Raw genomic sequence first — 10,693 nt, 5'->3', positions numbered from 1 at the left:
CGACAACGGCGAGAATTCGGTCGCGAATTCTCGCCGTTGTCGTACCCACAGCGCTCAGGCGCGGGGCTGCTTCTCCGCCCAGTCGGCGAGCGTGACGCGCGGGCCGGTGAAGAACGGCACCTCCTCGCGCACGTGGCGGCGGGCCTCCGTGGCGCGCAGGTCGCGCATGAGGTCGACGATGCGGTGCAGCTCGTCGGCCTCGAACGCCAGCAGCCACTCGTAGTCGCTCAGCGCGAACGTGCTCATCGTGTTGGCGCGCACGTCCTCGTACCCGGCGGCCGCCATGCCGTGGTCGCGCAACATGGTGCGGCGCTCGGCCTCGGGCAGCAGGTACCACTCGTACGAGCGCACGAAGGGGTACACGCTGAGGTAGTCGCGCGGGCGCTCGCCGGCGAGGAACGCGGGCACGTGGCCCTTGTTGAACTCCGCCGCCCGGTGCAGCGCCACGACCGACCACTCCGGCGCGAGGGCCGACCCCAGCCGCGACGCACGCAGCCGCTGGTAGGCGCCCTGCACGGACTCGACGGAGGGGCCGTGCACCCACACCATGAGGTCCGCGTCGGCGCGCAGTCCGGCGACGTCGTACACGCCGCGCACGACGACGTCGCCCTCGGCGCGGGCCGGGTCGCGGGCGTCGTCGGCCTGGCCGTCCCACAGCGCGGCCTCGGCCTCCGCCGCGACGGCGGCCCGCTCCGTGGCGCCCGCCGGCAGCGGCTCGGCCAGGGAGAAGACCGCGATCATCGCGTACCGGATCGACTCGTTGATCACGGCGGCGTCGACGGCCTCGCCGGTGTCACCGTGGATGTGCTCGCTCATGTCGTCCTCTCGGGTGGGCAGGTCAGGACTGCAGGCCGGAGCCGCACAGGGCGGGCACGCCGCTCGGCTCGCCGTCGCGGCGCAGGCAGCAGCCGGGGGCGCACACCGAACGGAACGGCGGCAGGTTGCCGACCTTGTCCTCGACGACGTCCTCGCCACGCGCGAGAGCCGCGCGCTCCAGGATCAGGTCGACCAGGCCCGCGACGAACACCTTCCGGGTGCCGACCGTGCCGGCGCGCACCGCCGTCAGACCCAGCTCTTCGGCGGTGGCCATGGCCTCGGTGTCGAGGTCGTACGCCACCTCCATGTGGTCGGACACGAAGCCGATCGGCGCCATCACGACGTCCTTGAGGCCCTCGCCCGCACGCTCGGTGAGCAGGTCGTTGACGTCCGGCTCCAGCCACGGCTGCGACGGCGGGCCGGAGCGCGAGCAGTAGGCCAGCTCCCAGTCGACGGCGTGGCCGCGCACGTCCGCGACGACGGCCGCCACCACGGCCGCGACGTCGAGGTGCTGCGCGGAGTACGTGGCCTGGGAGACGCGCGACGCCGCCTCCATCGTGTCGGGGATGGAGTGGGTGACGAAGACGAGCTTCGCCGCCGCCGGGTCGCCACCCTTCGCCTCGAGCGCCTCGTAGGCCTCGAGCACGGCCTCGGTGTTGGCCGCGACGAAGCCGGGGTGGTTGAAGTACGAGCGGACCTTGTCGAACTGCACGGTCGTGGACCCGTCGGGGCCGAGCTGCCCGCGCTTCTCCAGCGTGACCGCGAGGTCCTCGCGGTACTGGCGGCAGCCCGAGTACGACGAGTACGCGGACGTCACCAGCGCGACGGCGCGGCGTGCGCCCAGGCGCTCGAGCTCGTCGATCGCGTCGGTGGTGTACGGCTCCCAGTTCCGGTTGCCCCACACGACGGGCAGCTCGATCCCACGGTCGGCGAGCTCGGCCTCGAGCGCCGCCTTGAGCGCGAGGTTCTGCTCGTTGATGGGGCTCTTGCCACCGAAGCCGTAGTAGTGCTCGCCGACCTCCTCGAGGCGGGAGTCGGGGATGCCCTTGCCGGCCGTCACGTTGCGGAGGAACGGGACCACGTCCTCCGGCTTGTTCGGGCCGCCGAAGGAGTACAGGAGCAGGGCGTCGTACGGAAGCGCGTCGGACGACTGGGGGGTCATCGGCATGACTGCCATCTTCGCACCAGCCCGCGCTCAGGCCCGCCGGGAAGGCCCGGTCGGCGACGTGACGTTGATGGCACGCCTTGTCATCTCGGTCGTCACCTCCGTCGTCATCTCAGGTCGCCCGGGTCGGACGACGGCCGGTCCGGGATCCCCGACTGCGCGGCGCGCAGCCTGTCCAGCACGTCCCGGAGCTGCTCGAGCTCCTCCGGCGGCAGCGCCTGCCCCACGTACTCCGCGATCGTGCGCACGTGCGCCAGCCCGGTCTCCCGCTGCCGCCGCGCCCCGTCCGCGGTGAGCCGCACCAGCGTGCCGCGCGCGTCGTCCCGCGGCACCGAGCGGACCACCAGCCCGCGCGCCTCCAGCCGCTCGACCATCCGGGACAGCGACGACTGCGCCAGCAGCATCCCCTCGTTGAGGTCACGCAGCCGCAGCTCCCCGCCGGGCGCGCGCGACAGGGTGAACAGGACGTCGTACTCGCGCATCGTGAGGTCGTGCCAGATGGGGTCGGCCTGGAACCGGCGCATCAGGGTGACCTGGGCCCGGAACAGCGACTCCCAGGCCTCGGCCGCGAGCCGGACGTCCGCGGCGCCGCGCGGCTCAGGGGCGGACGGGGGCGCGGACGGCGTCGTCGGCTCGGGCGGGGTCACCGTGGCAGTGTGCCGCAGGCCACCGACCCGTGCTCGCCGTCAGCGACCGAGCCGGCGCTCGCGGCGGGAGAAGTCGCGCAGCGCGCGCAGGAAGTCGACCCGGCGGAAGTCGGGCCAGTACGCCTCGCAGAAGTAGAGCTCGGAGTGCGCGCTCTGCCACATGAGGAAGCCGCCCACGCGCAGCTCCCCCGACGTGCGGATCACGAGCTCCGGGTCCGGCTGGCCCTTGGTGTACAGGTGCGCGGCGATGTCGTCGACGTCGATCCGCTCGGCGAGCTCCTCGAGCGTGGCACCGTGCGCCGCCTCCTGCGTGAGGTACGACCGCACCGCGTCCGCGATCTCGTGCCGGCCCCCGTAGCCGATGGCGACGTTGACCTGCAGCCCTTGCACGTCCTTCGTCCCGTCGGCGGCGGCGCGCACGGCGGCCGCGAGCTCGGCCGGCAGGAGGTCGAGGCGGCCCATCACGCGCAGGCGCCACCGCCGGGACTCCGCGAGGTCCTGGACGGCGTCACGGATGATGTCGAGCAGGTCCGTGAGCTCGCCCTCGGGGCGGGCGAGGTTGTCGGTGGACAGCATCCAGAGCGTGACGACCTCGACGCCGAGCTCTTCGGCCCAGCCGAGGAACTCGGCGATCTTGTCCGCCCCGCGCCGGTGCCCGGTGGCCGCCGTCTCGCCGAACGACCTGGCCCACCGGCGGTTCCCGTCGAGGATCACGCCCACGTGCCGGGGCGACTGCGCCGTCGGCAGCGAGGCAGCGAGGCGCCGCTCGTACAGGCCGTAGAGCAGGTGGGGCATGCGCACGCGAGACCTCGGGAGATCGGGCCGCACCGCGCCCGGCGCACGACACGCGCAGGCACCCGGCGGGCGGGGGACGGAGAGCGGGTCAACGGTACCGCTCCCGGCGGACCTGCAGGTCACGCCGCCGAGCGTCCACGAGACGCCACGCAACCCCTGCGCACGATCTTCACGGCCCACGGTCGACCTGCCCCGCAGAGTCGCCTACGCTGGCGTAACCTACGGATGCGTAGGTTACGTCCCGAGCGAGGAGAGCACCCGTGGCAGCAGCCGCCCGGCCGAAGGGCCGCGACGACGTGGACGCCCCCGTCGTCCAGGATGTCGTCGAGGGCGCGAAGCACGCCGTCAGCGACGCGCGGGAGGCCGTGAGCGACGCCGTGGAGGACGCGGTGGAGACCGTCTCCGAGGCGGCCGCACACCTCAAGCCCTTCATGCGCGGCTGGATCCACGCGGTGACGACGCCGCTCGCCCTGGCCGCCTCGATCGTCCTGGTCGCGCTCGCCGACACCACGGCCGACAAGGTGGCCTGCGCGATCTTCGGGGTCACCGCCGTCCTGCTGTTCGGCACCAGCGCGGTCTACCACCGCGGCACGTGGTCACCCCGCACCGCCGCCGTCCTGCGCCGCCTGGACCACGCCAACATCTTCCTGATCATCGCCGGCACCTACACGCCCCTGGCCGTCATGCTGCTGCCGCGGAGCACCGCCACGGTGCTGCTCGCCGTCGTCTGGAGCGGTGCGATCCTCGGCCTCGTGGCCCGCGTGCTCTGGATGGGCGCACCCCGCTGGGTGTACGTGCCCGTGTACGTGGCGCTGGGCTGCGTCGCGGTGGGGTACATCCCCCAGTTCTCCGCCGCCGGCGGGGCGGCCGTCGGGTGGCTGGTCGCCTCCGGCGGCGTCGCGTACATCCTCGGCGCCGTCGTGTACGGCACCAAGCGCCCGAACCCGTCGCCGCGCTGGTTCGGGTTCCATGAGATCTTCCACGCGCTGACGGTGGTCGGGTTCACGTGCCACACGGTGGCCATCTACCTCGCGGCGCTCTGACGGCGCCGGACACCGCTCAGGTGCGGGGCACGACCACGTAGCGGCGGTTCGCCAGCGACGGGTTGTGCAGGCGCACCTGCGCCAGCGGCTCCGGGTCGAGGTCGACCGTGCGCACCTGCGGCGTCTCGTCGAGCTCGAGGCCGACGACGCCGTCCGGCCCCGCCAGCAGCGAGCGGCCGACGAGGCCCGGGCCTGCCATGCCGACGCCGATCACGACGGCCGTGTTCTCGATCGCGCGGGCCCGCAGCAGGGTGCGCCAGTGGTCCGCCTTGAGCGGGCCGTCCACCCACGCCGCCGGCACGACGATGACGTCGGCCCCGGCGTCCACCAGGCGCCGCGCCGACTCCGGGAACCGCAGGTCGTAGCAGGTGACGACGCCGAACGTGAGGTCGCCGAGCCGGATCACGAGCGGGGGGACGTCGGCCGGCCCGGGCTCGAGCCGGTCCGACTCGCGGGTGCCGAACGCGTCGTACAGGTGCACCTTGCGGTACGCGCCGACCAGGGTGCCGGTGGCGTCGACCGCGACGACGGTGTTGAACGCGCGCCGCGCGACCGCAGCCGTGCCCTCCGCCGGTGTCGTGCCGGTGATCGCCGGGAGCGATCCCGTGACGGCCGGGAACCCGCCGGTCACGGCGGGGAAGGCCCCGCTGACGGCCGGGAGCTGACCGGTCCCCGGCCCGCCCAGGGCGCCGAGCGCGGGCAGCGTCGTGCCCGCGACCACGGCGATGCGGTAGCGCGCGGCCTGCTGGCGCAGCGCGGTGACGAACGGGCCCTCGAGGGGCTCGGCGTGCTCGGGACCGACGCCGTGCGGGTCGTAGCCCGAGGCGTACTCCGGCAGCACCAGCAGGTCGGCCCCGACCCGGCCGGCGGCGAGGAACGCGTCCGCGACGGCTTCCCGGTTCGCGTCGTGGTCCGCGGTGATCGCGAGCTGGGCGACCGTGACGCGCACCGAGGTGCTCATCGGCCCGCCTGGCCGTCCGTCTCGTCCTCGGGGCGGGCGCCGGGCCGGGCGTCGCCGGGGACGTCCCCCGCGCCGCCGGACGCACCCGCGGCGGGCTCTTCCGCCCGGCGGATCCCGACGTGCTTGGGCTCCTCCACGGGGATCCCCTGCTCCTCGGCGTTGTGCCGCGCGCGGCGCAGGTGCCGCGTGAGGGAGAGGAAGAGCAGCACGCAGGCGAGGGCGACCGCGAACGTCGCGACAAAGCCGGCGAGGCCCGGCGTGACCTGCAGCTCGCTCGGCCCCTGGGTCGGGCTCGGCGTCGGGCTCGGCGCGGTGGCCAGCAGCATCCAGACGGCGCTCATCGGGCCTCCCCCCGCACCCCGGCGAACAGGTCGTCCTCGGGCAGCGAGGTCGGCACCCGCGAGTCCGCGAGCTCGTACTCCTCCGTGGGCCAGACGTCGGCCTCCAGGTCGCGCGGCACGGCGAAGAAGAACCCGGCGGGGTCGATCTGCGAGGCGTGCGCCACCAGGGCCGCGTCGCGCTGCTCGAAGAACTCGGCCACGGGGATGCTGGTGGTCGCCTGGCGCTCGGGGATCTCGCGCGCCGCCCGCGACTCGATCCAGTCGCCGAACGGCGACTCCAGACCGGCGCCCTGCATGGCCTCGTGCACGGCGCGCATGCGCTCCATCGAGAAGCCGTGGTTGTAGTACAGCTTCAGGGGCGCCCAGGGCTCCGCGCCGCCCTCGACCACGTACCGGGACGCGTCGCCGGCGGCGTGGTACGCCTCGTACGCCACCTCGTGGCACTTGATGTGGTCCGGGTGCGGGTAGCCGCCGGACGGGTCGTAGGTCGTCAGCACGTGCGGGCGGAACTCGCGCACCAGCTCGACCAGCGGTGCCGCGGCCTCCTCGAGCGGGACGAGCCCGAACGAGCCCTCGGGCAGCGGCGGCAGCGGGTCACCCTCCGGCAGGCCGGAGTCGACGAAGCCGAGCCACGTCTGCCGGACGCCGAGCGCGGCGGCCGCGGCCGCCATCTCCAGGCGCCGCACGGCACGACGACCCTCGACCGTGTCGAACTCGTGCCCCGCGGGGACCTCGAAGCTGGGGTTGAGCACGTCACCGCGCTCGCCTCCGGTGCAGGTGACGACCAGCACCTCGACCCCTTCGGCGGCGTACCGCGCGGTGGTGGCCGCACCCTTGCTCGACTCGTCGTCCGGGTGCGCGTGCACCGCCATCAGACGCAGGGGCTCGGACCGTCCGGTGGGCGGCGCGGAGGTGGCGGAGGACAAGGTCCCTCCCGGGGTGACGGGTCGGCAGCAGGCTTCAGGGACAATGGTGCACCATGAGCGAGCCCGTCAGTCCCACCCCTCCCGCCGACCGGTACGGCACGCGCCCGCAGCGCCGCGGCATCGGGACCGGCGGCAAGGTGGCGATCGCCGCGGCGCTCGCGGCCGGTGTCGGCCTGGCCGCCTGGTTCTCGGTCGAGCAGAACCGGCGCGACCCGGTGGAGGTGGACGTCGTGAGCTTCGACGTGCGCGACGCCGAGCAGGTGGACGTCACGTTCCAGGTGCACATGCCGGTCGGGACGACGGCGGTCTGCGAGGTCGAGGCCCTCGCTCCGAGCTACGCCCAGGTGGGCACCTTGGACGTGCCCGTCGGGCCGAGCAAGGAGATCACGTCCACCTACACCGTGACCCTCCGCACCTCGGAGAAGGCCACGACCGCCGTCGTCGAGTCGTGCGACGTCCCCACCGGATCCTGAGCCGCTCGACCGCGCCACGCTGTTCGCCCGTGGCATGAGCCCTGGGTTCTGAGCCCTTCGCGGGCTATCCTGAGGGATTCACACGCCAGTCCTGTCCAGCCGACGCGCGTGCCGACGCACGTCGGTCGACCGCGCACGGCCTGATCAGGCCAACGAGCACCACGAAAGGAGAGCCCTCGTGACCGAGAGCACCGTCACCTGGCTCACCCAGGAGGCTCACGACCGGCTGCAGGCCGAGCTGGAGCACCTCTCCGGCCCTGCCCGCGCCGAGATCGCCGAGCGCATCGCCGCCGCCCGCGACGAGGGCGACCTCAAGGAGAACGGCGGCTACCACGCCGCCCGTGAGGAGCAGGCGAAGAACGAGGCCCGCATCCGCGAGCTGACCGAGAAGCTGCGCAACGTCCAGATCGGCACCCCCGCGGACGACGGCGTCGTCGAGGCGGGCATGGTCGTCACGGCGCTGGTCGCCGGGGACGAGATGACGTTCCTCCTCGGCTCCCGTGAGATCGCCGGCACGACCGACCTCGACGTGTACTCGCCGACGTCGCCGCTGGGTGCTGCGATCGACGGGCACAACATCGGCGAGAAGGTCGCGTACACCGCGCCGAACGGCCGGGAGATCCCGGTCGAGATCCTCAAGGCCACGCCCTTCGCGGGCTGACCCGCTGCCGGGACCGCCCGGACCAGGACGCATGCCGTGGGCGTGCCCGTGCAGACGGGCACGCCCACGGTCGTCTCCGGGCCGTCGTCGTGCCACGCACCCCTCGCGGTCTCACGATCTGAGATCTTTGACCTTGTGCAGAAGGATCGATCCGGCGCCCCCGGCAAACCAGACCTTTCCCCGGCCTGCCAACGATCAACAGCCCCGCCAGCAGGCCACCCGGTCGAGGAATGGTCATGGGCGAGGTGAAATTTCCCCCGCGATGCGTCTAGTGTCGACGGCGGTATGGACACGACGGACACCGCAACGACCAACCATCCGACCGACGACTGCTCGACCGACGCCGTCCCCGCGGCGACCCGCCCGACGGCGGACCTCACGGGGCTGACGGTGCGCCCGCCGACGACGGCGGACGGCGCCGCGATGTGGCGGCTGGCCCGCGACTCGGGCTCGCTCGACCTCAACTCCTCCTACGCGTACCTGCTGCTCGCGGACCACTTCTCCGCGACCTGCCGTCTCGCGTTCCTCGACGACGACGACAACGACGACGACGGCGACGACGACGGCGACGGCGGACCGGCGGGGTTCCTCGCCGCGTACCGGCTGCCCGCCGACCCGGCCACGCTCTTCGTGTGGCAGGTCGCCGTGGACCCGCGGGCGCGGGGCCGGCGCGTCGCGGGTCGCCTGCTGGACGCGGTGGTCGACGCGACCGGCGAGGGCGGCCCCGCCGTCGCCCGGGTGCACACCACCGTGACCGCGGACAACGCGGCGTCGCGACGCGTCTTCGCGCGCTGGGCCGCCGAGCGCGGCGCGACGCTGCGCGAGACCACCGGCTACGAGGCGGCCGACTTCCCCGACGGGCACGACGGCGAGCCGCTGCTGGTCATCGAGGGCTTCCGCCCCTCCCGCTGACCCGCCGCCGACCGCACGGTCGGCGGCCAGACCCCGGGCTGCGCCGGTTCGGCGCGCAGGTGACGACGCAGCCCCACCACTACCCACTCAGCACCGGCGCGCACCACCTCAAGGAGTGTCATTCGTGACCACCCCGACCGTCCCCACCACCGAGGCGTCCGCCGCCGCCGACCCGACGGGCTTCAGCGCCCTCGAGTCGGAGGTCCGCAGCTACTCGCGCTCCTGGCCCGTCGTGTTCGACCGGGCCGTGGGAGCGACGGTGCACGCCGAGGACGGCACCGAGTACCTCGACTTCTTCGCCGGCGCGGGCACCCTCAACTACGGCCACAACAACCCCCGGCTCAAGCAGGTGCTGCTCGACTACCTGACCGACGACCGCATGGTGCACACGCTCGACATGCTCACCTCGGTGCGCCGTGAGTTCCTCGAGACGTTCAGCGACGTGGTCCTGCGCCCGCGCGGCCTGGACCACAAGGTCGTCTTCCCCGGCCCCGGCGGCGCGAACGCGGTCGAGGCGGCGCTGAAGCTCGCGCGCAAGGTGACGGGCCGGGAGTCGGTCATCAACTTCACCAACGCCTTCCATGGCATGACGCTGGGCGCCCTGTCGGTGACCGGCAACTCGATGAAGCGCGGCGGGGCGGGCGTCCCGCTGGTGCACGCCACGCCGATGCCGTACGACGACTACTTCGACGGCGACGTGCCCGACTTCGTGTACCTGGAGCGGCTGCTCGCGGACAGCGGTTCCGGCCTCAACGCCCCGGCCGCGGTCATCGTCGAGACGGTGCAGGGCGAGGGCGGGGTCAACGCGGCGCGCGCGGAGTGGCTGCGCGGCCTGGCGGACCTGTGCCGTCGGCACGGCATCCTGCTGATCCTTGACGACATCCAGATGGGCTGCGGCCGCACCGGCCCGTTCTTCTCGTTCGAGGAGGCCGGGATCGTGCCGGACATCATCTGCCTGTCGAAGTCGATCTCCGGGTACGGGCTGCCGATGGCCCTCACCCTGGTGCGTCCCGAGCTCGACATCTGGGAGCCCGGCGAGCACAACGGCACCTTCCGCGGGTTCGCGCCCGCGTTCGCGACGGCGTCCGAGGCGATCCGCCTCTACTGGGCGGACGACGAGCTGCAGCGCTCCACGATCGACAAGGGCACGCTCGTCGAGGCGCACTTCAACTCGCTGGTCGCGCGCTACGGCGACGACATCCTCGTCGGCAAGGGCCGTGGCCTGGCGCGCGGCCTGCAGACGCCGGACGGCGAGACGGCCGCCCGCATCTGCGACGAGGCGTTCGCCCGCGGGCTGCTCATGGAGACGTCCGGCCCCGACGGCGAGGTCGTGAAGCTCCTGCCGCCGCTGACCATCACCTACGACGAGCTGCAGCGCGGCCTCAAGATCATCGGCGAGTCCGTCGCCGCCGTCCTCGGCTGACGTCCTGCCCGCTCCCCGACCACCGCACCCGAACCACCGGAGGTACCCCGTGCTCGTGCGCACCCTCGACGAGATCACCAACACCGACGCCGACGTCAAGAGCGAGAACTGGCGCAGCAAGCGCATCGTCCTGGCGAAGGAGGGCGTCGGCTTCTCCGTCCACGAGACGACGCTCTACGCCGGCACCGAGAGCTTCTTCTGGTACGCCAACCACATCGAGGCGGTCTTCATCACCGCCGGCGAGGGCGAGATCGAGGATCTCGGCACCGGCGAGGTGCACCCGCTGCGACCCGGCTCGCTGTACCTGCTGAACGACCACGACAAGCACCTGGTGCGCCCGCGCACCGACATCACGTGCGTGTGCGTGTTCAACCCGCCGGTCACCGGCCGGGAGGTGCACGACGAGAACGGCGTGTACCCGCTCGTCACGGAGCCGGAGCCCGCGACCGCCTGACCGCGACCGCCCGACCCCCGACCCCGACCGCCCGACCCCCGACCCTGACCGCTGTGGGTACGGAAACGGCGAGAAT

13 protein-coding genes are annotated in these 10,693 nt (G+C 73.1%); 6 read left to right on the top strand and 7 right to left on the bottom strand.

The features are described 5' to 3' along the window. Positions 1-54 precede the first annotated feature (54 nt). The 4 genes from hemQ to ACWGKI_RS19635 all read right to left on the bottom strand — a co-directional run bounded on the left by hemQ (position 55) and on the right by ACWGKI_RS19635 (position 3,429). On the bottom strand, positions 55-816 hold the full coding sequence (hemQ, locus tag ACWGKI_RS19650) for a hydrogen peroxide-dependent heme synthase (protein ID WP_452189265.1): 762 nt from the start codon (positions 814-816) through the stop codon (positions 55-57). 22 nt (positions 817-838) lie between these two features. Beyond that, positions 839-1,984 carry a ferrochelatase gene (locus tag ACWGKI_RS19645; RefSeq protein ID WP_380244450.1) on the bottom strand — a complete coding sequence of 382 codons (1,146 nt, stop codon included), beginning with the start codon at positions 1,982-1,984 and terminating at the stop codon, positions 839-841. 104 nt (positions 1,985-2,088) lie between these two features. After that, positions 2,089-2,628 carry a MarR family winged helix-turn-helix transcriptional regulator gene (locus tag ACWGKI_RS19640; protein ID WP_380244451.1) on the bottom strand — a complete coding sequence of 180 codons (540 nt, stop codon included), beginning with the start codon at positions 2,626-2,628 and terminating at the stop codon, positions 2,089-2,091. A gap of 39 nt (positions 2,629-2,667) precedes the next feature. After that, positions 2,668-3,429, bottom strand: coding sequence for an isoprenyl transferase (locus tag ACWGKI_RS19635; RefSeq protein WP_380244452.1), 762 nt, complete (start codon positions 3,427-3,429; stop codon positions 2,668-2,670). Between the two features lie 254 nt (positions 3,430-3,683). Here ACWGKI_RS19635 and trhA point away from each other — a divergent pair, with 254 nt between their 5' ends. Next, positions 3,684-4,466, top strand: coding sequence for a PAQR family membrane homeostasis protein TrhA (gene trhA, locus ACWGKI_RS19630; protein ID WP_452189262.1), 783 nt, complete (start codon positions 3,684-3,686; stop codon positions 4,464-4,466). 16 nt (positions 4,467-4,482) lie between these two features. On the opposite strand, the gene ACWGKI_RS19625 is transcribed toward trhA, so the two are convergent. The 3 genes from ACWGKI_RS19625 to mca are packed head-to-tail and all read right to left on the bottom strand — an operon-like array spanning position 4,483 to position 6,640. Then, entirely contained in the window at positions 4,483-5,427 is a 945-nt protein-coding gene (locus ACWGKI_RS19625) for a carbon-nitrogen hydrolase family protein (protein WP_452189260.1), read from the bottom strand. Beyond that, positions 5,424-5,768 carry a hypothetical protein gene (locus ACWGKI_RS19620; protein ID WP_380244455.1) on the bottom strand — a complete coding sequence of 115 codons (345 nt, stop codon included), beginning with the start codon at positions 5,766-5,768 and terminating at the stop codon, positions 5,424-5,426. Before ACWGKI_RS19620 ends, ACWGKI_RS19625 begins: the two co-directional genes overlap by 4 nt. Beyond that, positions 5,765-6,640: a mycothiol conjugate amidase Mca gene (gene mca / locus ACWGKI_RS19615; RefSeq protein ID WP_452189267.1), complete on the bottom strand. Its 876-nt coding sequence runs from the start codon at positions 6,638-6,640 to the stop codon at positions 5,765-5,767. Before mca ends, ACWGKI_RS19620 begins: the two co-directional genes overlap by 4 nt. A gap of 107 nt (positions 6,641-6,747) precedes the next feature. Here mca and ACWGKI_RS19610 point away from each other — a divergent pair, with 107 nt between their 5' ends. The 5 genes from ACWGKI_RS19610 (at position 6,748) to ACWGKI_RS19590 (ending at position 10,617) form a co-directional block, all read left to right on the top strand. Next, the gene (locus ACWGKI_RS19610) at positions 6,748-7,167 is read left to right on the top strand and encodes a DUF4307 domain-containing protein (protein ID WP_380244456.1); all 420 of its coding nucleotides are present in this window, start codon (positions 6,748-6,750) and stop codon (positions 7,165-7,167) included. Positions 7,168-7,345: 178 nt separating this feature from the next. Then, complete coding sequence (gene greA / locus ACWGKI_RS19605) at positions 7,346-7,828, top strand: transcription elongation factor GreA (RefSeq protein WP_380244457.1); 483 nt, start codon at positions 7,346-7,348, stop codon at positions 7,826-7,828. A 285-nt stretch (positions 7,829-8,113) separates the two neighbouring features. Continuing rightward, positions 8,114-8,740, top strand: a complete 627-nt coding sequence (gene ectA / locus ACWGKI_RS19600) for a diaminobutyrate acetyltransferase (RefSeq protein ID WP_452189258.1) — start codon at positions 8,114-8,116, stop codon at positions 8,738-8,740. A gap of 124 nt (positions 8,741-8,864) precedes the next feature. Further along, a complete protein-coding gene (gene ectB, locus ACWGKI_RS19595; protein ID WP_452189257.1) occupies positions 8,865-10,163 on the top strand; it encodes a diaminobutyrate--2-oxoglutarate transaminase in 1,299 nt (432 codons plus the stop codon). A 49-nt stretch (positions 10,164-10,212) separates the two neighbouring features. Continuing rightward, complete coding sequence (locus ACWGKI_RS19590; RefSeq protein ID WP_452189255.1) at positions 10,213-10,617, top strand: ectoine synthase; 405 nt, start codon at positions 10,213-10,215, stop codon at positions 10,615-10,617. The last annotated feature ends 76 nt before the right edge of the window (positions 10,618-10,693 follow it).

It is taken from the genome of Isoptericola sp. NPDC055881, from assembly GCF_053615895.1.
Note: the sequence above shows the minus strand (reverse complement) of the source record. Positions and strands in the feature narration are given on the sequence as shown.

Coding starts and splice junctions, on each gene's coding strand:
- ACWGKI_RS19645 (WP_380244450.1), bottom strand. CDS start 1,984: ATGCCGATGACCCCCCAGTCGTCCGACGCGCTTCCGTACGACGCCCTG.
- ACWGKI_RS19610 (WP_380244456.1), top strand. CDS start 6,748: ATGAGCGAGCCCGTCAGTCCCACCCCTCCCGCCGACCGGTACGGCACG.
- hemQ (WP_452189265.1), bottom strand. CDS start 816: ATGAGCGAGCACATCCACGGTGACACCGGCGAGGCCGTCGACGCCGCC.
- ectA (WP_452189258.1), top strand. CDS start 8,114: ATGGACACGACGGACACCGCAACGACCAACCATCCGACCGACGACTGC.
- ACWGKI_RS19620 (WP_380244455.1), bottom strand. CDS start 5,768: ATGAGCGCCGTCTGGATGCTGCTGGCCACCGCGCCGAGCCCGACGCCG.
- mca (WP_452189267.1), bottom strand. CDS start 6,640: ATGGCGGTGCACGCGCACCCGGACGACGAGTCGAGCAAGGGTGCGGCC.
- ACWGKI_RS19625 (WP_452189260.1), bottom strand. CDS start 5,427: ATGAGCACCTCGGTGCGCGTCACGGTCGCCCAGCTCGCGATCACCGCG.